The sequence below is a fragment of the Amycolatopsis sp. NPDC051061 genome, from assembly GCF_040682935.1.
Taxonomy (GTDB): domain Bacteria; phylum Actinomycetota; class Actinomycetes; order Mycobacteriales; family Pseudonocardiaceae; genus Amycolatopsis.
Map to the genome: position 1 here is coordinate 76,542 of NZ_JBFBBZ010000037.1, position 25,343 is coordinate 101,884.

Below are 25,343 nucleotides of genomic sequence, written 5' to 3' on the forward strand. Positions count from 1 at the left end.
CGACTGCTCGCTCAGCCCAGAATCACCGGCATATCGCCCCAGCTGTGGGGGATCAACACCGGTTGCCGGCGCCGCAGCTGATCCCGGTCGACAGCCAAACGAGCGTTTGGGAACCGTCGGGTCATGTCACCGATGGCGACCTCGGTCTCCATACTGCCCAGCTGCGCGCCGAGGCAGTAGTGAATGCCGTGACCGAACGCCAGGTTCGGCTCAGTGCGGTCGAAGACAAGTTCATCGGCACGGTCGAAATGCCTGCTGTCCCGGTTGACGCTCAGCAAGTTGATGACCACGATCGCGCCCTTGGGGATCGTTATCCCGCCGATGGTGACAGGTTCCTTCGTGAACCGTTGCGTCGTGGTGCCGACGCCGGGGTCGAATCGCGCGAACTCCTTCACTGCGGCGGGCAGCAGGTACGGCCGCTGCCCCAGCTCGCGCCACAGGTTGCCGTCGTCGTCCAGCAGACAGCCGATGGCGTTACCGATGAGCGCGGTAGTCGTCTCGTGCCCGGCGACGAACAACACGAACAGGGTGCCCACCAGCTCCTCCAGGCTGAGGCGATCCTCGTCGGTCTCCTGTACCAGCGCCGAGAGCAGGTCCTCGCCCGGGTTGGCTCGCGCTGTCTCGATCAACTCGAGCAGGTACGCATGCATATTCCGGGAAGCCGCTTTAGCCCGGTCGGGGTTGTCCTCCATCAGGGCGTAGGTCCACGCACGCAACACCCCCTGCTTCAGCTTCGGCACGCCGATCAGCTCGCAGATCACGTTGAGCGGCAACGAGAAAGCCACGTCAGTGATGAGGTCGACCTCCCGCCCCAGCGGAAGGTCGTCTAGCAGCTCGGCGGTCATCTGCTCGATCCGCGGCCTCATACGCTCGACCCGGGATCGGGTGAAATGCTTCACAAGCACACGGTGTAGACGAGCGTGTTCCGGAGGATCCTTGAAGACCACGTGCGGGAGCCTGAACATGGCGCTGAGGTCGGGTTTCTTTCCGTCCACAGTGAGGTGGTCCTCCAGGATGGCGACCAGTCCCCCGCCATCTTTAGACAACCCAGGATGAGTGAAGGCCTCCCGCGCCTCGGCGTAACGCGCGATAACCCAGACCGGGATTTCCTGTGCTCCCCATGGAACGGTCGCTTGATGAACAGGGCCTCGTTCCCGCAGCAGAGCCGCCCACTTGTGCGGGTCAGCCCACCAGCCCGCTCCGTAAAACGCGATGTCCGTCGTCATCGAGGTTCCTTTCCCATACGTCGATTCCGCGCTCGCGCGATCTGCGGCCACCCATGAGCACACCTTCGGCGCCCAACACAGATCACAGCGGATCCACCGCCAATGAGACGCCCGGTTCTTATGCTCGCGCGCCGGCGCGCCTCACTGAGAATCCGCGATCTTCACCCTGCACGCAATGCGGAAAACCACGCAGTCGTGGCAGTTCAGGCCGCGTACTTGGCTCCTCGCCAGCGCGTAGCCTTCGGCCTGAAGCACGTAGTGTCGGCCAGCGAGTCCAGTGCCGCAGGACAAGAAGCGCCGTCGCTTACTCCGGAAGCGCCGGGCCGACCAAACCCGCGTCGTAGACCGAGAGAATGCAACTACGCGGCATCCACGCATACGTCTACGCGGTGCCCGACTGCGCACTACGTAGACCCGCGTAGCCTATTCGTAGGAGCCGACAAATAACGGTACAGAAATGCGTTCTTCGCGTTGACAAGCTCACATTCTGCACTATTGTCGTCTGAGTTGATGATCCTGCGAATGGAACGCAGGCAGAGGTCGCCGCGCTCCACTCAGGACGACGGTTCTCCGGCGCAGAATCCGAGTACGACCTGGGCCGGACCACCGTGGTACCGACCGCTGTCGGCGACGCCTGACCGCCCGGCAGAAGCAGTACTCCGCACCGCCGTGCCTACCGAGCCCGTGTCCGTTGTTGCCTAGCGTCACGAGATACCGCGACCTGGCCGACGTCGGACTGATCTATCGACGAAGGACGTCATGACATCCGCCACCGACCCCGCGCAGTCCGTGAGGGCAGCCGGCGCGGCACCGTCCGCGTGGTCGCGGCGCGGGTCACCAGCCTGGTCTACCGCGCCCGCTGCCCGCGGTGACCGGTGGCGAGCATGGCGCCGTCCGGTGTCGACGCGCGGGTTCGTGGGCCGGGCGGCACGGAATCTGCGTTCGCGCGACCAGTGGATGCGGCCACCTCCTCCTGGCGCGGCGTCCACAGTGTCCGGCTTCTCCTCCAGCCGGACTCGAGGTGGGGTGGCGCCCCCTCCCCAGCCCGCGGCTAACCCCGCGCGGCTGTGCCACCCCACCTCCCCTTCGCACGCACCTCGGCAGCGATCGAGCGGCGCCGGCCCGCGGCAACGAGGAAAAACCGTCACACGGGACCGCGCCGAGGTCGTCACGCCCACCGCAGGTTCCCAACCAGAACAGTCGGGACTAGATCATCCATGACCCACGACACCCCCACGCGGCTCCTCAGTGCCTTGGCCACCGCGGGCGATGTGCTGGCCAACGCCGCACGACGCGCCGAAACCAATTGGGAACGGCGCCGCGGCGCCGACCAGGGCCGTGACGAGCTGCTGCGCGAACTCGAGCAACTGGCCCACGACCGCGAGACGGCGCTGAACACCATCGTCGGCCTGCTCGACGCCGTGAACCGCGGCGTAGAGCCCCCTCCCGTGCCCGCGGCGACCGGCAACGACGTCGCGGACGCTGCGGCGGCGGCCGTGAGGATGCTCGTCGAGCAGTTGCGGGACCGTGAGGCCGGCCTCGTCAGCGCGTTCGTGTCGCTGGCGCAGCGCTGGCAGACCACCGCCAACAAGATGGAGCACCTCGCCAATCAGGTCCTGCAACGGTATCCCGACGACCCGGACACACTGCGCGACTACTGCAGCCTCGGCCACGCCGCGGCCACGCAAGCACGGGCATCGCAAACGCTGACCGTGCTGGCCGGCAGATTCCCGGGCCGGCAGTGGCCGCAGCCGCAGCCTTTGGCGAAGGTCGTCCAGCACGCCTGCGCCCGGATCGTCGACTACCCCCGGGTCCAGGTGACGGGCAACCCGGACGTCGCGGTGATCAACACCCTGGCCGAGCAGTTGATCCACGTGCTCGCCGAGCTGCTGGACAACGCCACCCGCTATTCACCACCCGCAACGACCGTCACCGTCACCTTCGACGCGGTGGACGCCGGCTGGGCGATCACGGTCCACGACGACGGGCACGGCCTGGACGCCGAGCGGCTGCCGTGGGCCCAAGACCGCGTGTCCGGCCGCGTCCCCGTGGGCCTGCACGAACTGGGCGAACCGCCCCAGACCGGGCTCGCGGTCGTGGGAGCGCTGGCCCGCCGGCACGAGTTCCTGGTGCGTCTCGACAGCACCGCCAACGGCGGCGTCCGCGCAGTGACGACGGTCCCCCAGCACATGCTCGTGGCGGTCGCCGCCGGTACGGACGTCCCAGTGACACCGGCGCCGCGGCAGCCGGACCCCACTCAGCCGCCCGCACCGGCCACCTCAAGTAAGCACCGCGAGGGCTTGGAGAACCGGCTCGCTCCCGCTGCGTCCAGCGGCGGGCAAACGACCGGCGGGCTGCCGATCCGAGTCCCGCAGCGGCAGCCAGCAGGCGCCCCGACGAGCACACCTGCCTCGCAGGCTGCACCTCCACCGGACCCGGTCGCCGAAGGCAAGTTCATGGCCGAGTTCGTGCACCAGGGCACGCTCTCCGAACCCACCACCCATACGGCCGGCGAGGCGTCCACCGAGACCGACAGCGAGGGCACACGATGACGTCCACGAAGGACCCTTGGATGCTGGCGCAACTGCGCGAGATCCCCGGTGTCCGCTTCTGCCTGGTGATCACCAGCGACGGTCTCGTCGAGACCCACACCGACGGGATCGACAAGGACAGAGCCGACTCGATCGCCGCGGTCTGCTCAGCTCTGGTGGCCAGCGCAGCCGCAGCGGAGGACTTCGCCGGTTTCGCGGGCCCGTTTCAGCAGAACTTCTCCCAGTGGGCCGACGGCTTCCTATTCGTCCGCCGTGCCGGCGACCGGACGTGCCTGGCCGTGGCGACCGCCGCCGACATCAACCCCGGCCTCATCGCCCACGCCATGGCCGAGCGGATCAAGCAGGTCGGCGAATCCACGTTGAGCACCCCCGCCCGCGCCTGATGTCCCACTCCGACGACGAGTATTGGCCGGGCCCGGTCCCGGCCTACGTGCTCACCGGCGGCCGCACTCACCCCAAAGCCAGGCTGCGGCCGGAGACCCTGCTGTCCGCGTTGCTCCACCGGCCTGTCCCCGACCGGACGAACCCGCAGAAGCGTGACCTGCTCGGGCTGTGCCGGGGGCAACTGAGCCTGGTCGAGACCGCCACCCACCTCGGGCTGCCGGTGAGCGTGGTGCGGGTTCTGGCATCCGACCTGATCGACGAAGGACTGCTCTCTATCCGGGATGCCGGGCCGAAACGCGAACTGATGGAGATGGTCCTTGCCGGACTCCGCAAGCTGTGACACCGACAGCATCAGCTACGTGCCCGACACCGTGGCCGGATCCGCGAAGTTGCTGGTGGTGGGCGCCTTCGCCGTGGGCAAGACGACCCTGATCGGCTCGGTCAGCGAAATCCCGCCGCTACGCACCGAGGAACCGATCACCGTCGCCAGCGTCGGAGTCGACTCCCTCCACGGCGTCGAGAACAAGACGACCACGACGGTCGCGTTGGACTTCGGCCGGGTCACCCTCGGCGATACCGGCGACACCGTGCTGTATCTGTTCGGCACCCCCGGCCAGCAGCGGTTCTGGTCCCTGTGGGACGGCCTGGCCGAGGGGGCAATCGGAGCGTTGGTCCTGGTCGACCTGCGCCGCATCGACGAGAGCTTCGCTGTCCTGGACCAGCTCGAGGCCACCGGGCAGCCCTACGTCGTGGCCATCAACGACTTCCCCGACGCCCCCCGTCACGCCGACGACGAGGTGCGCCAGGCGCTCGCCCTGCCCGAGGCGGTGCTGCTGCACTGCAACGCCCTCGACCGCCGTTCGTCGGTCAACGCCCTGATCACCCTGGTCAGCCATGCCCTGACCTGTCACGACGCCGCGGAGGCCCGAACCCGATGACCACACCTTCGACCGACTGTCGCCTCGACGGACTGACCGGCCTGACCCCGCTGTCGGCGACCACGGCATGCCCCCGTCCCGAAGCCGCTTACCGGCAGTTGCGCGAGCGCTGGGGGCAGGTCGCGCCGGTCGAGCTGGAGTCCGGAATCCCAGCATGGCTGGTCATGGGCTACCAGGAAATCCGAATCGTGGTCCGGGACGAGCTGCGCTTCTCCCGCGACTCCCGACACTGGCGCCTGCTGCGAGAGGGCCGCATCGGCCCGGGCTCCGGGCTCCTGCCGATCATGGCTCCCCGAGACAACGCGTATTTCTCCGACGGCGCCAAACACCGCCGGCTGCGGGCCCCGCTCTACGACGGCCTGGCCGCGCTCGGCGAGCAGCGCACGGCCCGCCTCATCCGCGCGACCTGTGACCGGCTGATCGACCGGATCCCCGCGGACGGGTCGATCGACCTGGTCGCCTCCTACGCCGCGCAGGTGCCGATGCTCACCGTCGCCGCGCTGTTCGGCATCACCCCGAACCTCGGCGAGCGGCTGCAGGCCTGCGTGATCGCGCTGTTCGGCTCCGGCGCGGACGCCCAGGCCCTGTTCGGCGAGATGGAAACCATCCTCACCGGCGTCATCAGCGCGCACCGCGCGGCACCGGCCGACGACCTCACCACCGCCTTCCTCGATCACCCCGGCCATCACAACGACGCCGAGGTTCTGGCCTCGATGCTGCTGACGCTGGGAGCAGGGTGGGAAACCACCCAGGTGTGGATCGCGCAGACGCTGCGGACCATGCTCACCGATCCCCGCTTCGACGCCCAAGTCCGCGGCGGACACCTGGGCATCGACGACGCCCTGGATCACGTGTTATGGACCGATCCGCCGATGGCCAACCAGCCGACCCGCTGGGCCACCAGCGACACCGTCCTCGCCGGCCGGCGCATCGCCCGCGGCGACGCGCTGATCCTCGGGCTGGCCGCTGCCAACACCGACCCGCGGGCCGGTGGACAGGACCGCCTCGACAGCGCTAACCGCGCGCACCTGGCGTTCGGTGTCGGACTGCACGCCTGCCCCGCGCAGCGGATCAGCCGCCTGATCGTCCGCACGGCCGTCGAGACCATGCTGCACCGCCTACCCGACATGCGCCTGGCCGTCCTCGCCGCTGCGGTTCCGCTGCACCCCTCGCCCTGGACCCGCGGCCCCGCCCACCTGCCCGTCACCGCGACCCGCACCCGCAGCTAGCAACGTCCGTGTCCATCCCTGTACGTCACCGAGGCGCGACCGCACCCATGACCCACCCCCGCACCGCACACCCCGCTCCAGCCCACCTCCGCGCGGACGACACGCCGTGGTGGCGACCGTGCGGCGTCGATCGCTACCGCGTCAACGTGGCCTACCTCTACGACGCCTTCCGTGAAGCCAAAAACAGCGACGGCCACTTCAAGCCCTGCGTCAAGTTCGCTCACGACCGGGAACGCGAGGCCGCCCGCAAGCTCGTAGCGTCGGTGCCGGGCGCGGGATTCGTGCTCCGGTCCGAACGGGATTTCCTCGACCGCGCGGCCCCCTACCTCGCCGCCCGCCACGGCGTCACGAGCATCGTGGTCGCCGGCGCGGGCCTGCCCAACATCGCCGGTGACGACGACCTGCATTCGATCGTCCGCCGCCGTGAAGCGGCCACCCGCAACCGCGAACAGTCCACCACACGCGCAAACGTCATCTACGTCGACCGCGACCCAGTGACCCTCGCTCACTTGCGCACCCTCGGCCACGCCGATAGCGGCGTCTACGCCGTCGACGCCGATCCCTGGGACCCGACCGCGATGTGGGACACCCTCTACAACACCGGCAGCGACAACCCGGGCCTGGTCTCACCCGAGAACGACCGCATCGCACTGCTGCTGGGCGGGGTGATGTCTTTCCACGGCGGCAGCCGCGCCGACGTCGCCGAGGTGGTGCAAGCCCACCTAGCCCGGCTGCCTGCCGGCGCATTTCTGGCGATGACGCACCTGTTCCTGCCCGAGCATCCCGACCTCGCCGCCCAGGCCCGCGAATTCGAAGCTGCGCTGCAGCGCCATGGACCCGGAACCGGAAGCCTGGCCACCCGGGCCCAGATCGAGGCGATGATCCACGGCACGATCGTGCTGCCGCCCGGGATCGGCCCGGCGTTCGCGTGGTACCCCGAGGGACCGCCGACGGATCCACCGGTGTGCGGGAACTTCGCCGCCGCGGTTCTTACCCAGAAACCAGGACCGGACGAGGACCTTCCCGAGCCGCCCTGGCTGAAACTGCCAGCTCCCTGACCGCCCGTATCCCGACCTCGCGGGCAGACAGGGATCCGGAACCGGTGCCGCCGCACTTGGGTTACCTGCACGGCGGCACCGGGCCCGGACTCGACCGGTCACCGGGGGGGTGGCCAGTCATTTCTCGTGCACCCACACGGTTGAGAACTCAGCCTCTGTGGTGTGCGAGATCCCGTGGATGCCCGGCCGCGCACAGCCATCCTCGTGCGCGGCCAGGCACACCACACCGAATCGGGCGCGTCGCATTCACTCGACCGCGCCGAACTCATCACCCCGAAAGGACGTTCCTGCTCGTGCGTTTCAGAAAGACAGTCGCAGCAGCCATCGCCGTGCTGTCGATGCCGGCCGGCGTCTGCGCCGCAGCCGCCGCACCCCCACCGCCGACCGACACCGTCGCACCGCAGATCGTCGGCGGCGAACCGGCGCCCGTGGCCTACGCCGGCGCCGGCTCGATGCAGCTGCTCGACCACGGCGACCCGAACTGGCACTCCTGCGGTCTCACCTTCGTCGCCCAGGGCTACGACGAAAACGGCGCCCCGGCCTCGGTTGCGCTCAGCCAGGGCCACTGCCTTTCCAATGAGCCGAGGCCGTCCGAGCAGGCGCGGATGCCGAAGGAGGTCAAAGCCCGGTTCGAGACCCTCCGCGCCGCCGCAGGCGACGAGGACATCGACCGCAGCGACCCGACGATCTACCACGCTCGGTTCGGCTCCACCAACCGCCTGCAGGGCGGCCTCGTCCGCACCGGCACCAAGATCGTCCTCCCGCCGGACTGGCAGTGGGGCTACCCCGACGCCCAGGGCCGGATCTGGGACATCGCCCTGATCCGCCTCGCCGGCCACCTCGACGGCATCCGACCCGCCCGCATCGCTCCCGCCTCGCCCGGCCAGCCGGCGCTGTCGATCGGCTGGGGCACCCGCAACGTCGACCCCGACACCTGGACCGGTCCCGCCCCGACCGACCTGTCCCAGATCGCCATCCCGCTGCTGCCCGCCAAGAACTGCGCCGCGGGCGGCATCGGCACCGGCGAGCTCTGCGGCGGTGTCCCGCCCACCGGCGGCGGCACCTGCACTGGCGACTCGGGCTCCGGGCTGCTGCAACACCACGGATCGAGCTGGTACCTGGTCGGGTCCGTCTCCCGCGGCACCACCGAATACTGCGGCAGCTCACCGACGATCTACACCAACATCTCAACCTTCGGGCCATGGATCGCCCAGCACGTCCACCAACTGCTCCCCGGCAGGCCCGCGGCTACCACACACCGCGCGGCGGCCAGCTGATTTCGCAGTAATCCACGGTACCGGTGTGGCCGCCCAGATCTCTGCACGCGGCGGCCACACCGGGCCGCGGCGCTCGCCGGCCGGCTATGCCTCGGCGACACGGGTACTTGCTCGATTCGCGAACCTCCGCGCTGCACCAGAGACCGGCCGGCGGCCGCACCCCGACGCGGGTCCCTATTTCCCTGAACTTCAATCCCTGCGACACAAGGACAACGCTCATGCTCCCCCGATCACTGCAAGACACCCTGCAGAAAATGACGCTGGCCGGGCCCCGGCTGGCGTACCGGCAGGCACTGGCGGCGCTCGACACTCCGCCCCACGTCGCGGAGACCCCGATCGACGCCCGGTGGGTCGCCGCCATCCATTACGACGGTGGCGACCGGCGCGGCTACTTCGCCGGCGTCGGCGTCGTCATCGCGCCCAGCTGGGTCCTCACCTGCGCGCATCTGTTTTGCCCGGCCTACGACCGACCGGAAACCGGAGAACCCGCAACCGCCGAGAAAACCTTCCACGTCCTCCTCGGCGATCCTCACCTGGGCGCCGGCGCCCGCCACGAGATCCTCGACCGGGTCGAGAACGACTACCAGCCGATGTTCGCCGGCCCTCTCTCCCGCGCCGACCGCCGCAAGCCCTATGCCGATCTCGCGCTGCTCCAGCTCGCCGAACCGACCATGGTCGCCCCCGCCCGGCTGCTCGCCGGCCGAGTCCCCGAGGGCACTGCCGTGAGCTGCCTGGGCTGGCCGGACGGCCACCGCGGTCCGGGGGATGCTCACCCAGGTCGACACCTACACCGTGACCCGCCACGCCGGGCTCGGCGGCGGGATCAGGCCCGACGAGTTCTGCGCCGCCAACGCCGACAAACCGGCCGACTTGGGCCAGGGCTACTCCGGGGCGCCCGCGGTGGCCGTGCCCGCGCCCGACACTCAGACGCAGCCGCTGATCCGGGGTCTCATCAGCCGCGGCGCCGCCATCGGCGACGACACGGTCCCCAGCCCGGCCATCGTCGTCGACCTCGCCGCCCACCGGGACTTCATCGAGACGACTGCGGGCATAACGTTCGCCGCCGCAGAGCACCACGCGGATCGATGACGCTGCGCGCAGGCCCAGCACCCCGCGATGAACTCCAGTGACCAAGATTAGGAGAACTCTCAGCGTGACCAGTACGACCCAGCGCCCGCAAGTCTCCGCACGAAAAGCGGACTCGCTCATCCCGCGCGACGACCTGTTCGGCAACCCCGAGCGCGCAACGCCCTCGATCTCCCCCGATGGCCGGTGGCTGGCCTGGCTCGCCCCCGACGACGGCGTGCTTAACCTGTGGGTACGCCCTCTCAACACTGACACCGACACCGACGATGGCGCCCGGCCTGTTACCACCGACCGCGACCGCGGCATCCAGCAGTACGAGTGGGCGCCCGACAGCGACCACCTCCTCTACCTCCGTGACGAGGACGGTGACGAAAACACGCACCTCTACGCGGTATCGGTGCACACCGGCGACGTCCGGGACTTGACGCCGTTCGACGGCGTCATGGCTCTGCTGGTCGGCCAGGATGCGCAGATCACCGACCGGGTGCTGATCGCGCTCAACAAGAACCGCCCCGAACTGTTCGACGTCTACGAGCTTGACGTGGCGACCGGTGAGTTGAATCAGGTCCTGGAGAACCCCGGGTTCGTCGGTTTCGTGGCCGACAGCGAGCTGCACGTGCGGGGCGCCCTCGCCCCCAAACCCGAAGGCGGCCTGACGATCCTGGTGCTCAGGGGCGAACAATGGTGCCACTTGCTGACGGTCGACCAGCCCGACGTGCTGAGCACGGAGCCGGTGGGGTTCGACCGCGACAGTCGCCGGCTGCTCGTCAAGACCTCGGCCGGCGCCAACGCCGCCCGTCTGCTGTGGATCGACCTCGACACCGGCGAGCAGGACATCATCGCCGAGGACCCGGTCTACGACGTCCACTCCGTCTGGACCGACCCGACGACGAAACAGCCGCTGACGGTGTCGATCCAGCGGGAACGCCTGGACACCCACGCCATGTCCCCGGAGATCCGGTACGACCTCGACCGCCTGGCCGCGATCGATGACGGCGACCTGCAGGTCGTCTCCGCCAACCGGGCCAACAGCACGTGGATTGTGTCCTACATCCACGCCGACGACCCCACTGCCACCTACATCTACGACCGGGCCACCGGAGAGGCGACGTTCCTGTTCCACAACCGCCCGCGTCTCGCCGGCAGGCTCTCGCCCGTCGAACCGTTCTCCTTCCCCGCCCGCGACGGCCTCGACATCCACGGGTATCTGACATTTCCGAAGGGCCGCACCGAAAACCTGCCGACCGTGCTCCTCGTGCACGGCGGACCGCCGATGCGGGATACCTGGGAGCTGGACCCGCAAGCGCAATGGCTGGCCGACCGCGGCTACCTCTGCATCCAGGTCAACTTCCGTGGCTCCACCGGCTACGGCAAGAGTTTCACCGCCGCGGGCAACCGCGAGTGGGGCGGCAAGATGCAGGACGACCTCGTCGACGCGGTGGAATGGGCCGTGCAGGCCGGGCACGCCGACCCGGACAAGGTCGCCATCTACGGCGGCTCCTACGGCGGTTACGCGGCCCTGGCCGGCGCGGCATTCACCCCCGACCTGTTCCGCTGCGCCATCGCCCTGTGCGCGCCCAGCAACCTCCAAACGCTCCTGGCATCGATGCCGCCCCACTGGGGCCCGATGGCCGCCGAGTTCTACGCCTCGGTGGGCCACCCGAGCGAAACCGAATTCCTGCGGTCGCGCTCACCGCTATTCCACGCGCCAACATGAAGATCCCGCTGTTGATTGCCCAGGGCGCCAACGACCCCCGGGTCCCCCAGTCCGAAAGCGACCAAATCGTCGCTGCCCTGCGGAACAACGGCGTGCCCCCCGAATACCTGCTGTACGCCGACGAAGGTCACGGGCTGGTGAAACCGGCGAACCAGCTGAGGTTCACCGCGGCCGCGGAGCGGTTCCTGGCCGACAACCTCGGCGGCCAGTACGAACCGGAAGCCGGTTAACCCGGCGGGCGCGCATCCAAGGCCCTGCTCGACACAGCACTGGGTGCGCTGCCCGCCACACAGCCGCCGTCGACGTCGCCTGTCTCACCGCAGTCGCGATTGGCCTGACCGCTCGTCGGCCAACGCCGGTCACCGCGCCGAATCCCCGTCTCGTAGGAAGTTCCCGCCCATGCCTTACCGCCCGCCGCCCGCTGGTTCCCCAGCCGCTTCGGACGATCATCCGTCGCCCGGCCACGGCATTTCGTCGACGGCTGCTCCGCCGCGGTCGGACGCAGGGTCACAGTGCGTCGATCCGGCAGCTCGCCGACCGCGCAGGCCACAACGGCACCTGGACACCGAACCCGCCGCGGCACAGCGGGTCCCGCTGCGGCGTCGAGGTATCGGGGGCGACGGCACCGCGGCAGAGGTGGTGGTCGGGTCGGCCGACGGAGGACTCCGGTCCGAGCCTGCCACCACGGCTGTGGAGCCAGCGACATTGTCGGCCTCCCGCCGTCGGCGGGAGGCCGGGGCCGCGCTGCGGTGCGGCGTCGCGCCCCGGCCGCCGCGTCCGCGGACCTACCGCAGGTGGCTGTTGCTCTGCCCCGCGCCCACTCCCTCCGCTGCCGCCGGATCCGGCGACGACCAGGAGCAGGCTCGTGACTGCTGACGTCTCCTGTCCCTGCAGCGCCGCGATCACCAGCGTCGTCGCCGACGGGACCGGCGCCGATGAGGCGCTCGCCGCGTACGAATACGCCGCGTTCCAGGCGATCGTCTCCGGAGCGCGGTTCTACGTGCGCTGGCACGACACCGGTCACACCCCGTCCGAGGCGGCCGAGGAACTCACCAGGATCCTCCGACGCCTGCGGATCACTCTGGCGCTGCTGGAAAAGCGGGTCGCGGACCACCCGCCGGACGAGCAGATGCCGGGCACATTGGCCGGAGAAGTGCGGTCCTGGGCCCACGCGTACGGACGGATCACTGCCCGTCTCTACCGGGAAGCAGCGCGCTTGGACGCGGCCACCTTGGGCGAGCACCAGCCCACCAGGTCCACCGCAGTGTCGGGCGGCGCTCTGTGGTGACCGACGAGAAGGGGTATTCCACGTCTCCACGACGCCCCCGCGACCCGGTGAGAACCGTCCTGCGCGTGCTGGCTGGGCTTGGCGGCTGCGGTCTGCTCTGGGTACTGGTCCTCACGGCGGTCTTCGCCGGCAACCCGGACCGCCCACCCGGGACGTTCGACACCACCACGCCCGTTCACGCCTCGCCCGCCACCAGCGAGTCGAGGCGGCCCCCCTCGCACGGTCCGCTCATGCCCTCAACACCGCCGGGGACTGGCACATGACCCGCACCGCAACCTCGCGATCGACCGCCCACGCCGCACCATCGCCGAGCAGCACGCGGCACGCGAAGACCCGGCTCGGCGCCGCCACGGCCGCTGTCCTGGCCTGTGCGGCGTGCGCATCACCGGTAGCTGTCCCGCACACCGCCCTGACCGCCGATCCGGCTGCCCCCGCGACGTCGTCCGTACCGTTCGGCGGCGCGCCGGTCGTCCTCCATCCCCTTCCCCCGACCGTGCTCGAGGGCGACCCCTGCACCGAAGCGCTCACCCCCGATCAGGTCGAGACGGCCATCGGCGTTCGTGTCCCCGGTGAACGCGAAGACCTGCCCGAGGTCGGCCCGGCATGCGCCTGGACCAACCACAGCACCTTCGGCGCCGTCGGCGTCTCCTACGACCTCACCACCCACACCGGCCTCAGTAGCGTCTACGCCAACACACAGCCGAAGTCGACGATCTGGCGGCCCCTGCCGCCGGTGCAGGGGTTCCCCGCCGTCGCACACGCCGGCGTCATCGGCGATACGCCTCCGCGGGGTTTCTGTCAGGCCAGCATCGGGCTCGCCGATACCTACGCCGTCGACATCAGCCTGCACCTAGGCGACAGCAAACGCGGCAACACCGACCCCTGCGGCGAACCACTCCAGCAGATCTGCGACCTCGTGATCACCACCCTGCGCGCGAAGGGCCGCCCGTGACCGCGCCCGACGGCCCCTCCTCCCCCGAGACCATCCGGACACCCGATGCCTGGCGGGTGGGCGTCGACCTCGAGTGCCCTCGCCGGGACGCGGTCGGCGACCACCTGCTCGGCGGCAGCCTCAACTCCGCCATCGACCATCTCTTCGCCGCCGACCTTGTCACTGCCCACCTGTACCTGTCGCAGCTTGCGGTTGCGGCAGCGGCTTGGGACCGCGACGCAGCCCAGATGATGCTGGACCGGCACATCAGGCATTTTCTGATCTTGGGCACCAGCGGGTTCCCGCTCTGGTCGAGCCACTGCACCCTGGCGAGCCTTCACGACGCGCAAGCACGGATCGTGGTGATCGAGCACGACCCGGTCACCCAGCACCTCCACGGTCTCGTCGACGGTGGTGCTGCCGCTGACCGGGCCCTCGTCCTGCACGTGCCCGCCCGGCGGCACCACGCCCTGCGGCAGCTACGCGAGGTGGCGGCTCTGCTGGCCTGCGGCGCGCCGGTCGGCATCCTCGCCACCGGGCTGCTGCGGCCCGACGGCCTCCCCCTCGCGATGATCCTGTCCCTGCTCACCGCCGCCCCGCCCGGGAGCATCCTGGCCCTCACCTCGCTCACGACCACCGATCAGCATCCTGGCCACGTCGCGCCGATCGCCGCGCGCTTCGCCGACGCCGGCATCCCGATCGTGGTTGACGATCCTGCCGCTGTCGACGCCGCCCTCGGACCATTCCGGCGTCTCACGCCCGATGCGGGTGAGGATGGCGCGGCGTGGGCATCAGCACTGCCGACCGGTCCGACCTTGCGGACGGCCGTACTGACTGGCTGCGCGACGACCACGTACCGGACGAGCCGATGACCGGAGACGACCAGCCGGGTGCCCGGCTGGCGCTGCACCTGACGCTGCTGTTCTGCCTCGGCTGCTGCGCTTACGGCGTCTCAGCGCTCGCGTTGCTTGTGTTCGACGGGCGCTGCGTCACTCGTGGTCCGAACATCCACGGCTGCTGGGCGGTACGGCTGCATCTGGACCAGTTCCTACCCGTCTACGGCACCGCGATCGCGCTGCTCATCGGCCTCACCGCCGGTCCCGCACAGATATACCGGCGCCGACCCGTCGTCCCCGTCATCCGACTCGCCTGGCAAATCTTCGGGTTCGCGTTCGCCTTGAGCCTGGTCCTCCGATGACCCCTACAGCGCGTCAGCTCTCGCTCGACCTCGTTCCTTCAGCATCACAGGGAAGCCGCCATGACCGTCACGCCACACTCAGACTCCACCGGGACCCCTCCGGTGCACGACACGCTCAAGCGGAGCGTCGTGGCCGCCGGCTGGGGGCTCTGCTGCGCCGGTCGGTGTCGGCCTGCTGATCTGGAGCGGCGCGCTCTACATGGGGTTCCCTCGCTACTTCGGGGGTCGTCCTCGCCGCGGTGGTGGTGGCGCCTGGCTGGGGTGGCTACTGAGGCCCGGTGGGTGCTCCCGGCAGGGAATGGCCGCGCACCCTCCTACTCACCGGCACACCGCTGCCGCTGGCGCTCTGGCTGGCCACCATCGGCCGCGGTCAGGCCGACGCAACTCGTTCCCGACTACCTCGCCTCCCTCGACAGCTACCGGGGCGTCTGCCTGGTCGGAACCGGCTACGATCGCACCGAGGTCCGGTTGGTGTCCCTCCACGCCGACACCATCACCGTCGTTTCCCGCCACGGATCCGATTTGCGGTTCACGCACATCGGCTACTCCGGGCCCTCTCCGGCGCGCGCCGAGCTCGGAAGCAGCGGCGTCATCCCCGCCGAGCAGCCAGCCCGCGCCTCCTGGCCGCCCTCGGCTGCCAGTGACCGCAACACAATCTGCCACCCGCCTTCACGAGATGACTCTGCTCATGATTCTTCCGCTCAGCCTGTTGCTCGGTCCCTCCTCCACCGTGGGTGGCTGCGTCGGACGCTGCCATCGCCGCGGACCAGACGCCCGTACCGAGCACCGGACCGCCTCGCGCATCTGCGCGACGCTGATCAGTCTCACGGCCGTCGTGTCCGCGGCTGCCTGTTCGGGCCCGGCCGGCGCGCCCGCACCCGGCACCACATCGGCACCGGTCCCGATCACTGCGCAGCCGCTCGACCTCACCCACTACCTCCCGGCCCCGTGCTCGGTCGTCCCGACTGCGCTGACCGAGAACCTCGGGCCGACTCGACGCGAGGAACGACACGAGAACGTTCTGATCGGCGCCGGAGCCCAAGCCCAGTGCCGTATCTCGGCCACATCGCCGCTCACCGGCGTGGTCGAGATCCGTCTGTATCCGGCATCCCGACCCCTGCCCCTCCTCGCCGAGATTACCGCCACCCTCACCCCGACGTTCGTGGCCGGCTATCCCGCCGGGCAGTGGATCCTCAGCACGGGCGGCGACGGCAGCTTTACCTCCTGCCACAGCATCGTCGACCTCGCCCCGCACCAGGGTCTCGGCGTCTTGGTCAACGGCCCCACCACAGAATCTATCCAGAAATCGTGCGCTGAAGCCAAAAACCTTGTCGAACGCATCCTCGCCGGGCTGCTCACATGAACTCCTTCCTACCCTCAGCAACCACCGAACATCGCGCCAACCTCTTGCCAGGCAGGAAGTTCGCTACCATGCCGTCCCCTCCTCAGTCCGCCAATTCCTCCCCTGCCCCGGAGCCCGTGCTGACGTCCGGCGTCAACACGTCGTCCACGATTCGTCCGTCGATCTCGGACACAGCGTTGAAAATCGCGGCGCACCAGTGGAAGCCATCGCCACTGGACCTGCTGAACCCGAATCCGGCCCGGATCACGGACTTCTACCTGGAAGGCGATCAGTCCTTCGCGCTCGAGCGGAACTGGTGCACCAACGCGACACGCCTCGTGCCGTGCCTGCAGCGGGTCTACCGCGACGAGCGCGACTTCCTGCGCCGGGCGATCCGCTTCGCCAAACAACGGCGGGGCATTCACGAATTCCTAGTCATCGGCGCCGGGTTACCCTTCGCCCGGCCGGTACACGACGATGTCCTCCCGCTTCCCCACGGCATGGTGGTGTACGCCGAACCCGACGAATACGTCGCAGCGCACTTGAACCTGTTCGTGCCGGATCTGCCTCAGATCGACGCCGTCCAAGGGGACTTTCTGGAGCCGGGGACGATCCTCTTCGCCGGCGCCGTCCGCGCTTTGCTCCGCACCGGCAGCCCGATCGGCTTGGTACTGACCGGCGTACTGGAAACGATCGCCGACACCCGCGACGCGACCGCAGCGTTGAAGTGCTTCACCGAGCGGCTGCCGCCGGGCAGCCTGGTGATCGCCACCCACGCCACCGTTGACGGCCTCGACACCGGCGACGCCGCGGACACGACCCTGGCCGAGCGACGGCGGCTGCTCTGCCACACCTACGGCAGCACCGCACACCGGCCGCCGTGTCACCTGCGCACTACCGGGCAGTTACGGGACATTCTCGCCGGCCTCAGACTCGTCCAACCCGGCATCACCCACACCTCGGCCTGGCACAACCCCCATCTCGCGCGCGGGGTCCGTCCCGTTGAATCGCTGTGCCTGGCTGCCGTGGCAGGAGTGCGCAAACCCCGACCGCCACGCCCGACCTCGGCCAGCGTCCGAGTCGTGGGCGAGGAGGCGCGATGAGCGACGCAGGTAGGCCCGACGACGCAACCTCGGCTCCCGAGCCGGCCCGAACCGACCGCGACGCTAGCCAGGGCCACCCCGGCGAGCGCCATGACCACAGCACGCCGTCGGCTGCACCGCACCCTCGAGGGCGAGCGACGAATCCGCGGACAATCGGCCCTCGCCAGCTGCCGCCCGTCGCCACGCATTTCATCAGCCGCGTCGACCAGCTCGCCGGCTTGAACGAACTGGTGAAGCCCACTACACGCGAGGCAGGTCAGGGGCGAGCGTGGCGGTGGTGATCGGCCCCGGCGGAGTCGGGAAGACGGCGCTGGCGGTGAAGTGGGCCAACGCGCACGCCGACCGCTTCCCCGACGGCCAGCTCTACGTCGACCTGCGCGGATTCTCCCCCGACACCACCGTCACATCGGCTGACGCACTCGGCCGGTTCCTGCGCGCCCTGCGCGTCCCGCCGGAGCAGGTGCCGGCCACCCTGGCCGAACGGGTGAGCATGTACCGGACGATCACCGCGGGACGGCAACTGCTGTTGGTGGTGTTGCTGGACAACGCCGCCTCCGCCGAGCAGGTCCGGCCGTTGATCCCCACTTCGACCGGCAGCGTGGTGGTCGTGACCAGCCGGCTACGACTGCCCGGGTTGTTCGTCGACGGCGCACAGCTGGTGGAAGTCCCACCGCTGGAGCAGGCCGACGCGGTGAAACTGCTGGCTGAGCTCGTCGACGAGCGCCGAGTTCGGGACGAGCCGGCCGCAGTGGCCGAGCTGGCGCGGCTGTGCGGGCGGTTCCCGATCGCATTGCGGGTAGCGGCGGCCCGGCTGGCCACCCGAACACGGTGGTCGGTGTCCCAGGTGGTCGTCCAGCTGCGGAACGCAGCGGTCACGGCTGGCCGCGCTGTCGCACTCCGGCAGCCCGGAGGAGTCCATGACGGCACTGTTCGACTGGTCCAGCCTCGCCGCGGTCGCTCCTGCTGGAGAATCCCCGGTGGGCGAGGTAAACCCGGCGAGTCCCCGTCCGGGACCTGCGGCCGCGAACTGCACGAGGAGCTCGGCCTGCGCCTGACGCCGGGCGACCTGATGGTCGCCACGTTCACCGTGCCGCTCAGTCCCGAGCAGGAAGGCCGCGGTCGCGTCAACTTCTTGTTCGACTGCGGCGTCCACCGCGCCGCTGAGCTGTCCATCAAGATGCAGCGCGCAGAAGTCGTTGCCACCGCATGGATTCCTCAAGCCGAGGCGATGAGGCTGCTGCACCCGGGCGACCAGCAGATGGTCGGTCTCGCCGGCGAGGGGCTGCACTACGGAGAGTACCTCGGTACCTCCAGCGCAGGCACCGGTCCCGGCCCCGCTCGGTCACCGGCTACCCGAAAGGGAGGCGATTTCGTTGATTCGTGAGCCGTCGTCCGGGGCGTTCCGTTTCCCGCTGGCCGCGCCTCGGGTCTGGGTGGATCGCCACGACGTCCTCGCCGCCTTGCGGGCGCACGCCCGTGCATCGGGGCCGACGCGGGTGCTGCTTCATGGTTTGCCGGGAATCGGCAAGACCGCGCTCGCCGCAACGTGGCTGGCCAGCCTCGACGCGCCGGCAGGCAGCGTGCCGCTGATCGCGACGCTGCAGACGGGGTCCGGTCCTGCGGTCACCGCTCACGAGGTTCTGGCGGAGTGGTTGCGCACACTCGGCGTCGACCCTGAGCTCGTCCCGCCGAGCCTCGCCCAACGCACCGCAGCTTTCCGCCAGCACACACTGGACACACCGGTCGTGGCGCTAATCGACAACGTCACCAGCGTCGCGGACGTCCGCGCCCTGCTACCGAGCGGGGACTCCAGCATCGTCGTGGCCACCAGCCCGCTACGGCTCGGCGAACTGATCGTGGACGGCTTCGAGCTCTATCCGCTGGCCGAACTACCCACCGACGACGCCATGGCGTTGCTCACCGCCTACCAGCACCAAACCCCACCACCCGACCCTCAGTCCTGCTGGCGAGACCTCGCTACGCACTGCCGGGGACATCCGCTGATGTTGTGCCTGGCCGCCGCCTTCCTCGCGATGCGCCGACACACCACCGCGGCCGACCTCGTCACGCTGCTTGCCCACCGTTCCGCCGACACCCTGACCGTCGGCGACCGATCCCTAGGAGACCTGCTGACCGTGGTCTACGACGACCTGACCCCACTCGCCCAACAGCTCTACCGGCTGCTGCCAGACCACCCCGGCCCCGACGTCACCGTCCCCGTGCTCGTCGACGCGCTTGACCACCCGCACCACCACGCGGTTGAAGACGCGATGCACGAACTGTTCCGCGCGCACCTGGTGTGCGACACCGGCGCCGGACGCTACGCGCTGGGATACAGCGTCCGTGAGCACGCCGAGCGCCGACGCCTCGAGGTCGACGGCACCGCGCTCCGCGACGAACAGGTGCGTCGAATGATCGCCTGGTACCTCGAGGGTGCCGCGGGAGCCGCCGACACTATCAAGCCCTCGGCCCGCCGCTACACCCGCGTGTTCAGCGACCGCCGAGCCGATCGCCGGCGGCATTCGTCGGCGGGTCAGGCGCAGGGGTGGTTCGACGGCGAGCGCCTCAACATCATGGCCGCGCTCGCCACCGCCGCCCAACTCGGCCTCGATGAGCTGCTCGCCGAGGCCGCCGAGGCGGTATGGGACCCGCTGCGCACGAGCTACCGCCTCGATGACATCGCCACAACCCAGATCCGCGCCAACCAGGCCGCCCGAACCGTCAGCATCGCCTTCGCCGCGGTCGTGACCGCACGCGCTGCCTTCGCCCTGACCTCGCTCGGCGACATCCACGAGGCGCTCGCCACCGCCGAGGAGGCAGTACAGCTCGCCCAGAGCACCGACGATTCGTGGGCGGTAGCCATGACGCTGTCGACCCGGGCCCGAGCGCTCACCGCGGCCGGACGGATCCAGGAGGCGATCACCGACCTCGGGAATGCGCTCGTGCTGGACCGCCAGCGCGGTGATCAGCGCAGCATCGCGCTCCGCCTTCGCCGGCTGGGACAGGCCCGCCTGGACCTGGGTCAGCCCTGCTTCGCTGTCTCGCTGCTGCGGGAGTCAGTCGCAAAGATGGAGACCGTCGGCGACTGGGCCGGACACGCGCGCTCGCTGACCTACCTCGCCAAGGGACTCCTCGCCGCCGGCGACTGTAAGGGCGCGCAGGACGCCGGTTACCGCGCGATCGTCTACTTCGAGCAGACCGGAGCAATCCGTCATCGGGTCGAGGCAAACCTCGTCATCGCCCGGGTCTACCAGCACTATGGCGACTTCCAGGCCGCTGACGCGGTGTGCGGTGAGTTGCTGATCGCCTTGCGTGGAGAGTCCGGCGCGCCGGCAGAGGCCTGCCGGACCGAGATCAGGACACTCAAGGACCAGCTGGGATGAGCAGCCCGTCCCGTGTCGTCGACCGCCTGGTCATCGGCGTTGCGCACCTGCGCTACCGGGTTGTCGCGGTGCCGGTACCGCGCAATCTGCCGGTCGGGAACCGGCGGGCGTTTGGCAGGTTGATGGTCGCGGCGTTGCTGGCAGCTTGCGCAGCTGCATGCTCGGACGGCCACACCATCTCGGTCGCCGACGCTCGGGAGTCCGCGACGGGCCAGCTCCGCGCCGCCGCCGCGGCCATGTTTCCGCCCGGGTTCACGCTCGAGCCGTTACCACCGCAACCGCTCAACTGCACCACCTGGACCGGCAGCTCCACAGGGCAAGTCATGCACGGAGTGATCTTCTGGGTCAACGGCGTCGACTCCGCCATGAACAACTCCTACTTCGACTCCCTGAAGGCCTGGTGGCAAAGCGATCGCTGGACGCTTCAGAACGACAGCCGTCCCGCCGATCCGTTCATGAACGCCATCCACCCCGACGGCTACCTGATGAGCATCCGGGCGAACGTCGACAAGCGCGTGGCCATCGGCAACACCACCCCTTGCGTTCGCCCCGACGAGCTATCGGATGCGAGGGGCGCTGTGAGGGATCCGATTCGGGACTAACCGCCAGCATCGACGGCCTCAAGCCCACCGCAGCCGGCTTGATCAGCAAGCCGGCTGCCCTCGGCCGCCGACGCCGAGGGGTCTTTTGCTGGACCAGAGTGCGGGCCGCGTGATCCAGCTCGGTACGCTAGGGCGGCGGGCCGCTAGCTCAGTTGGTAGAGCAGAGGACTTTTAATCCTTGGGTCCAGGGTTCGAGCCCCTGGCGGCCCACAAGTTTCCCCAGGTCAGATGGCTTGTGCTCGTGAGTTGATTACGCGCCGTCGGTGCCGGACAGGCGCGAAGTTGACGAACGTTAGGCAGTGACCCGACTCCGAGCCTGCAGGTCGGAGTCGGGCAGTCACCCACCGGCCAGCCGCGCCGCGAACGGTACGTCGCAAGATCTGCGCTCTCGGTCACGTTGCTCGCCTGTCTTGGCGGCTTGCGCTTCAGCTTCGAAGGCCGCAACGTCCGGTCAGTCATCTGCGCCTCGGTGGCGTCGTAAGATCGGCTCGCGGAGCTCTTCGTGCAGGAGCTGCCGCGTCTTCGGGCGCCAGAAGGTGGCATCGTCTGTACGGTCAGCCTGAGCACCTGTTAGTTCCCCGGTGATGTGGAGCGCCGAGCCCAGAGCAAACGTTGTCCACTGCACCTCCAGGAGGAGGCAGGCGTGGCAGCGGACAGCCACGCTCCCAGTTCGCCGATGTGCCTGCACTTCCGATTCACCGTATCCGACGCTCAACTGGGCCAACAAGCCCGTCGACCGCGTCGGGTTCAGCGTCTATTTCTGTCTAATCTGACCCCGTAGCGCCGAAATCCCCTCACTGCCCACACTCAGGGCATGTGGGCGAACACAGCTAGGTACTCGCGAATGACAGCCGACCGTCAGCGGGCGAATCGCGCCCTTCATCGGGCCACAACCACCGCAGTCAATGTCCACTGCTCCTGATCGAAACGTGACATGGTCGTAAAATCCGCAGGCCTCGACTCAATTCACCGGCAAAGGCGAATCTAACGCGCAGGCGTAGTCGACGAAACGATAGTAGGCGGTCAGCGGCACACATCCCGATCGCCGGAGAACCTCTGACCAATTGCCGAATGTGGCTTGAGTTTTCAACGCACCAGTCGTACGGTCCGATGGTGTCGACATGACACACACTAGCCGGATCACAAAGGAGAAACGAGAACAATTTTCTTCTTTGCAACTCCATAAGCCGCCCACGCGAATGAGAACGGGCCCTTGCGCGGTTGCCTGGCCAGATCGGCCCCGATCCACCACAGAATCCAGATGGCGACCGTCATGAGAGGCAACCGAATGAACGCACGAACGTTGTGGACTGCACTGACAGAAGGCGATCCGGGTATCATATTCGGCGTCTCGCTTGCCATGTTCGCGCTCGTCATGATAATTGTTCTTCTGATCTTATAGTTCACACCTCGACACGCCGCTCCTTTCGACCAGGATCATCCAACGGTGTTTCAGTTGCAGCGCCAGCAGCCCCGCAATAGACAAGATTGGCTGCAGCAGCGAGTTGAGGCGTATCGAAAAGAGGTCCGAATACGGGCAGCGGCCACCGCACTTCGCGACGCTCTCGAACGAACGGAGCGGGTTGCAGCGTCGGCAGCGCGTGCCACCGCTGACCACCGGCCGACACCCGACGACCTCGACGCGGCTCAATCATTTTGCGTAGACGATGTTGACTCGCAGCCTGCCGAAGTGTTCACCCGGCTGCCATTGCGCCCAGCGATTACCCCTCATCGCCGCATGGTCCCTTCCAGCGCGGTGGCATGAGCGTGACAGACTCGTGAGCTTTCCGAGTGCGGCAAGTCGGCAGCCACAGACGGAACGCCAGAGGTGGCATCAGCGCCCCTCCCTGCGGCGGACAGCGTTCCAACGGGCCAGGGCAGCCAGTACTTCGGCGACGAAACGTTCTGCGTTCGGCCGATTCAAGTACGGTTGGGGCGAACAGCGGGTCGAACCTACCCTCGACGGTCGAATCACACTGAAATACTATGCCCGTTTATTTCACAAGCCGATAGTATAGATTATGCTAACGTTGCCGTGGGATCACCCACAGCAGCACGCGGACAGCAGATCCATCACGCCTATGGCCGCTGCCAACGTCAACATCAGGGAGAAACATGGCTCAGAAGGTCCTCGTCGAAATGCTGGATGACATCGATGGCAGCGCGGCAAGCCACACCGTCCCGTTCGCGCTCGACGGCGTGAGCTACGAGATCGACCTCTCGGATGCCAACGCGGCGGCGCTGCGCGAGGAACTCGCCCGTTACATCGCGGCAGGACGACGCGTTGGTGGGCGGAAGGTTCGCGTTGCCACAGGCCAGTCGACCGCGACGACATCGACAGACCGGCAGCGTAATCAGGATATCCGCGGTTGGGCCAACGCAAACGGCTACGAGGTTTCCGAGCGCGGACGTCTTTCCGCCGAGGTGGTCGCGGCCTACGACCGGGCTCAGGCCGAGGGGGCCGAACAGCTTGCGCCGGCGCCGCGCAAACGTGCCCCGCGCAAGAAGGTCGCCGCAGCGAAGAAGTAGAAGCTGGCCGATTGCCTACGAGTCGCGAGAACCTCGACGCCCTGGGATCGGCGTACGCCACCGCATGCTCGTGTCACTTCGCCACAACCAAGCACTGCGAATGTGGTGATCAGAGTCTCTTCGGTGCGCTGATCGCCGCCACCGGCACCTTCACGTTCCGGCTGGGACATGTCAGTGACGTCCCGGGACGGTGCTGACCGGCTGCACGTGAGTGGCCAACACTGTGTCTGCCGTACTGGGCGATTCACACCCACGAGCACCTCGAGAGCACCTGATTGCGTTGCTGATCCCAGCACGGCACACGACCGACGCCTGGGCCCAAGGCAACCCCGACCTTCGACCGATACCTCGCGGTCGAGTCCGTCGATCGCCTTTCTCGATGCTCCGGCGTTTCTCTTCACCGGCGAATCCGGCGATCCACGGCCAGCCAGTTCGTTTCCCACGTCGTCCCGCCGTCAGCCGAGAAGGCCTGCTCGAACCTCGCCTCGTCCGGGGCCGGCCGGGAGATGAGGAACCGCACCTTGATCGGGTGGCCTCCGAGCTGGTCGTCGCCGTAGAACTCGCCCGCGCCGTTGCGGAACCCGCCGTACACCGCTGGGGTGAGCAAGCCGTCGCGCATGTTGACGAACGTCAGGCTCCACCGCTGGGCCTGCGGCTCGTACAGCCGCATGTTGAGGGCGTCGACGCGCCCGTTCGGCCCCGAGACCTCGAACTCGACGACGTTCGCCCGCCCGTCCAGGAGCGGCCGCACGGTGCTGGTACCCGCGAACTGGAGCCAGGTGTCCGCGGATTCCGACAGCGGCTCGGCGAGCACCCGCACGGTGCTGCGCCACGTGCCGATTTCCCACGCGAAGTCTTGTTGGCCGGCGGAGCTCGTCGGCGACGCGGGCGAGGTCGATGCGTCGCCCGACGCGGCCGTCGCGATCAGCAGGAGGGCCGAAAGGCCGGCGATCAGGGTTCTTCTGTATGGCACGGTCATGGTTCGACTATCCGAGTGGAGCACCGCCGTGGACAAGAAGGCACCTGCAGGTAACCCCGCGCGTCCCAACCCGTTGCCCGGCTGTCCGATGGCCGCGGCGTTCGCCGCGATCGGCGGGAAGTGGAAGCTGACCCTGCTCTACTGGCTCGCCCACGGCGAGTGCCACTTCGCCGGCCTCCGCCGTCGAGGCACGCCGATCACGTCCAAGGTCCTGGCCGAACAGCTGCGCGAGCTCGAAGCCGACGGACTCGTCGAACGCGTGGTGACCGGACCGGTCCCGGCTCGCGTCATCTACCGGCTCACTCCTTACGGGACAACCCTCCTGCCCGTCGTCGAAGAAGTCCGGGTCTGGGGCGAAGCCCACCTTCGGCGTGCCCGCAATGGGGCGGCCTCGGACTCGGCGATGAGCTGCACCGACGCCGTCGTCTAGCTGTATTGACCCGTGAGGTTGGGGACGCGGCTGGCGGGTGGTTTGCCAGCGAGTGCGGTGTGGCCGCGATGGTGATTGTAGGTGTGCAGCC

24 protein-coding genes, 1 tRNA gene and 1 pseudogene are annotated in these 25,343 nt (G+C 68.6%); 23 read left to right on the plus strand and 3 right to left on the minus strand.

Annotated features, from left to right (window positions below):
- Positions 1–11: 11 nt before the first annotated feature.
- The gene (locus AB0N03_RS37630; protein ID WP_364382385.1) at positions 12–1,226 is read right to left on the minus strand and encodes a cytochrome P450; all 1,215 of its coding nucleotides are present in this window, start codon (positions 1,224–1,226) and stop codon (positions 12–14) included.
- 1,217 nt (positions 1,227–2,443) lie between these two features.
- On the opposite strand from AB0N03_RS37630, the gene AB0N03_RS37635 reads away from it, so the two are divergent.
- The 21 genes and pseudogenes from AB0N03_RS37635 (at position 2,444) to AB0N03_RS37735 (ending at position 21,524) form a co-directional block, all read left to right on the plus strand.
- A complete protein-coding gene (locus AB0N03_RS37635) occupies positions 2,444–3,778 on the plus strand; it encodes an ATP-binding protein (RefSeq protein WP_364382388.1) in 1,335 nt (444 codons plus the stop codon).
- 20 nt (positions 3,779–3,798) lie between these two features.
- Entirely contained in the window at positions 3,799–4,161 is a 363-nt protein-coding gene (locus AB0N03_RS37640; protein WP_364382391.1) for a roadblock/LC7 domain-containing protein, read from the plus strand.
- Positions 4,161–4,502: a DUF742 domain-containing protein gene (locus tag AB0N03_RS37645; RefSeq protein ID WP_364382394.1), complete on the plus strand. Its 342-nt coding sequence runs from the start codon at positions 4,161–4,163 to the stop codon at positions 4,500–4,502. The genes AB0N03_RS37640 and AB0N03_RS37645 overlap by 1 nt, the downstream gene beginning before the upstream one ends.
- Before the next feature lie 10 nt (positions 4,503–4,512).
- Positions 4,513–5,100 (plus strand): ATP/GTP-binding protein, encoded by a 588-nt coding sequence (locus tag AB0N03_RS37650; protein ID WP_364382457.1) that lies wholly within the window; start codon positions 4,513–4,515, stop codon positions 5,098–5,100.
- Positions 5,097–6,329: a cytochrome P450 gene (locus AB0N03_RS37655; RefSeq protein WP_364382397.1), complete on the plus strand. Its 1,233-nt coding sequence runs from the start codon at positions 5,097–5,099 to the stop codon at positions 6,327–6,329. Before AB0N03_RS37650 ends, AB0N03_RS37655 begins: the two co-directional genes overlap by 4 nt.
- Before the next feature lie 146 nt (positions 6,330–6,475).
- The gene (locus AB0N03_RS37660) at positions 6,476–7,387 is read left to right on the plus strand and encodes an SAM-dependent methyltransferase (RefSeq protein WP_364382400.1); all 912 of its coding nucleotides are present in this window, start codon (positions 6,476–6,478) and stop codon (positions 7,385–7,387) included.
- 293 nt (positions 7,388–7,680) lie between these two features.
- Complete coding sequence (locus AB0N03_RS37665) at positions 7,681–8,664, plus strand: trypsin-like serine protease (RefSeq protein WP_364382403.1); 984 nt, start codon at positions 7,681–7,683, stop codon at positions 8,662–8,664.
- A 254-nt stretch (positions 8,665–8,918) separates the two neighbouring features.
- Positions 8,919–9,353, plus strand: a pseudogene (locus tag AB0N03_RS37670) (hypothetical protein); the annotation flags it as partial.
- A 76-nt stretch (positions 9,354–9,429) separates the two neighbouring features.
- A complete protein-coding gene (locus AB0N03_RS37675; protein ID WP_364382460.1) occupies positions 9,430–9,753 on the plus strand; it encodes a hypothetical protein in 324 nt (107 codons plus the stop codon).
- 64 nt (positions 9,754–9,817) lie between these two features.
- Entirely contained in the window at positions 9,818–11,467 is a 1,650-nt protein-coding gene (locus AB0N03_RS37680; protein WP_364382406.1) for an alpha/beta fold hydrolase, read from the plus strand.
- Positions 11,464–11,697, plus strand: coding sequence for a prolyl oligopeptidase family serine peptidase (locus tag AB0N03_RS37685; protein ID WP_364382409.1), 234 nt, complete (start codon positions 11,464–11,466; stop codon positions 11,695–11,697). The genes AB0N03_RS37680 and AB0N03_RS37685 overlap by 4 nt, the downstream gene beginning before the upstream one ends.
- Positions 11,698–12,332: 635 nt before the next feature.
- Complete coding sequence (locus AB0N03_RS37690; protein WP_364382412.1) at positions 12,333–12,755, plus strand: hypothetical protein; 423 nt, start codon at positions 12,333–12,335, stop codon at positions 12,753–12,755.
- Positions 12,756–13,014: 259 nt separating this feature from the next.
- Positions 13,015–13,707 carry a DUF3558 domain-containing protein gene (locus AB0N03_RS37695; RefSeq protein WP_364382414.1) on the plus strand — a complete coding sequence of 231 codons (693 nt, stop codon included), beginning with the start codon at positions 13,015–13,017 and terminating at the stop codon, positions 13,705–13,707.
- Complete coding sequence (locus AB0N03_RS37700) at positions 13,704–14,558, plus strand: SAM-dependent methyltransferase (RefSeq protein ID WP_364382417.1); 855 nt, start codon at positions 13,704–13,706, stop codon at positions 14,556–14,558. Before AB0N03_RS37695 ends, AB0N03_RS37700 begins: the two co-directional genes overlap by 4 nt.
- Complete coding sequence (locus AB0N03_RS37705) at positions 14,555–14,884, plus strand: hypothetical protein (RefSeq protein WP_364382420.1); 330 nt, start codon at positions 14,555–14,557, stop codon at positions 14,882–14,884. Before AB0N03_RS37700 ends, AB0N03_RS37705 begins: the two co-directional genes overlap by 4 nt.
- Positions 14,885–15,560: 676 nt before the next feature.
- Positions 15,561–16,247 carry a DUF3558 family protein gene (locus AB0N03_RS37710; protein WP_364382423.1) on the plus strand — a complete coding sequence of 229 codons (687 nt, stop codon included), beginning with the start codon at positions 15,561–15,563 and terminating at the stop codon, positions 16,245–16,247.
- A gap of 116 nt (positions 16,248–16,363) precedes the next feature.
- Positions 16,364–17,329, plus strand: a complete 966-nt coding sequence (locus AB0N03_RS37715) for an SAM-dependent methyltransferase (RefSeq protein ID WP_364382426.1) — start codon at positions 16,364–16,366, stop codon at positions 17,327–17,329.
- Positions 17,330–17,597: 268 nt separating this feature from the next.
- Positions 17,598–18,713, plus strand: coding sequence for an NUDIX domain-containing protein (locus AB0N03_RS37720; RefSeq protein WP_364382429.1), 1,116 nt, complete (start codon positions 17,598–17,600; stop codon positions 18,711–18,713).
- A complete protein-coding gene (locus AB0N03_RS37725; RefSeq protein WP_364382432.1) occupies positions 18,703–20,712 on the plus strand; it encodes a hypothetical protein in 2,010 nt (669 codons plus the stop codon). The genes AB0N03_RS37720 and AB0N03_RS37725 overlap by 11 nt, the downstream gene beginning before the upstream one ends.
- A complete protein-coding gene (locus AB0N03_RS37730) occupies positions 20,709–21,314 on the plus strand; it encodes a hypothetical protein (protein ID WP_364382435.1) in 606 nt (201 codons plus the stop codon). The genes AB0N03_RS37725 and AB0N03_RS37730 overlap by 4 nt, the downstream gene beginning before the upstream one ends.
- Before the next feature lie 137 nt (positions 21,315–21,451).
- Positions 21,452–21,524: transfer RNA gene (locus AB0N03_RS37735), tRNA-Lys, on the plus strand.
- A 930-nt stretch (positions 21,525–22,454) separates the two neighbouring features.
- Here the strand turns inward: AB0N03_RS37735 and AB0N03_RS37740 are convergent.
- Positions 22,455–22,721 carry a hypothetical protein gene (locus AB0N03_RS37740; RefSeq protein ID WP_364382438.1) on the minus strand — a complete coding sequence of 89 codons (267 nt, stop codon included), beginning with the start codon at positions 22,719–22,721 and terminating at the stop codon, positions 22,455–22,457.
- A gap of 708 nt (positions 22,722–23,429) precedes the next feature.
- Here AB0N03_RS37740 and AB0N03_RS37745 point away from each other — a divergent pair.
- Positions 23,430–23,843 carry an Lsr2 family protein gene (locus AB0N03_RS37745; RefSeq protein WP_364382440.1) on the plus strand — a complete coding sequence of 138 codons (414 nt, stop codon included), beginning with the start codon at positions 23,430–23,432 and terminating at the stop codon, positions 23,841–23,843.
- 397 nt (positions 23,844–24,240) lie between these two features.
- On the opposite strand, the gene AB0N03_RS37750 is transcribed toward AB0N03_RS37745, so the two are convergent.
- A complete protein-coding gene (locus tag AB0N03_RS37750) occupies positions 24,241–24,822 on the minus strand; it encodes a hypothetical protein (RefSeq protein ID WP_364382443.1) in 582 nt (193 codons plus the stop codon).
- On the opposite strand from AB0N03_RS37750, the gene AB0N03_RS37755 reads away from it, so the two are divergent.
- Positions 24,821–25,252, plus strand: coding sequence for a helix-turn-helix domain-containing protein (locus tag AB0N03_RS37755; RefSeq protein WP_364382446.1), 432 nt, complete (start codon positions 24,821–24,823; stop codon positions 25,250–25,252). The two genes, AB0N03_RS37750 and AB0N03_RS37755, sit on opposite strands and share 2 nt — an antisense overlap.
- Positions 25,253–25,343 lie beyond the last annotated feature (91 nt).

What these genes read in the sequence shown, in the direction of transcription:
- AB0N03_RS37750 (WP_364382443.1), bottom strand. Translation starts at nt 24,822, where the DNA reads ATGACCGTGCCATACAGAAGAACCCTGATCGCCGGCCTTTCGGCCCTC.
- AB0N03_RS37655 (WP_364382397.1), top strand. Translation starts at nt 5,097, where the DNA reads ATGACCACACCTTCGACCGACTGTCGCCTCGACGGACTGACCGGCCTG.
- AB0N03_RS37640 (WP_364382391.1), top strand. Translation starts at nt 3,799, where the DNA reads ATGCTGGCGCAACTGCGCGAGATCCCCGGTGTCCGCTTCTGCCTGGTG.
- AB0N03_RS37635 (WP_364382388.1), top strand. Translation starts at nt 2,444, where the DNA reads ATGACCCACGACACCCCCACGCGGCTCCTCAGTGCCTTGGCCACCGCG.
- AB0N03_RS37685 (WP_364382409.1), top strand. Translation starts at nt 11,464, where the DNA reads ATGAAGATCCCGCTGTTGATTGCCCAGGGCGCCAACGACCCCCGGGTC.
- AB0N03_RS37675 (WP_364382460.1), top strand. Translation starts at nt 9,430, where the DNA reads ATGCTCACCCAGGTCGACACCTACACCGTGACCCGCCACGCCGGGCTC.
- AB0N03_RS37710 (WP_364382423.1), top strand. Translation starts at nt 15,561, where the DNA reads ATGACTCTGCTCATGATTCTTCCGCTCAGCCTGTTGCTCGGTCCCTCC.
- AB0N03_RS37645 (WP_364382394.1), top strand. Translation starts at nt 4,161, where the DNA reads ATGTCCCACTCCGACGACGAGTATTGGCCGGGCCCGGTCCCGGCCTAC.
- AB0N03_RS37755 (WP_364382446.1), top strand. Translation starts at nt 24,821, where the DNA reads ATGGTTCGACTATCCGAGTGGAGCACCGCCGTGGACAAGAAGGCACCT.
- AB0N03_RS37695 (WP_364382414.1), top strand. Translation starts at nt 13,015, where the DNA reads ATGACCCGCACCGCAACCTCGCGATCGACCGCCCACGCCGCACCATCG.
- AB0N03_RS37705 (WP_364382420.1), top strand. Translation starts at nt 14,555, where the DNA reads ATGACCGGAGACGACCAGCCGGGTGCCCGGCTGGCGCTGCACCTGACG.
- AB0N03_RS37730 (WP_364382435.1), top strand. Translation starts at nt 20,709, where the DNA reads ATGAGCAGCCCGTCCCGTGTCGTCGACCGCCTGGTCATCGGCGTTGCG.
- AB0N03_RS37630 (WP_364382385.1), bottom strand. Translation starts at nt 1,226, where the DNA reads ATGACGACGGACATCGCGTTTTACGGAGCGGGCTGGTGGGCTGACCCG.
- AB0N03_RS37745 (WP_364382440.1), top strand. Translation starts at nt 23,430, where the DNA reads ATGGCTCAGAAGGTCCTCGTCGAAATGCTGGATGACATCGATGGCAGC.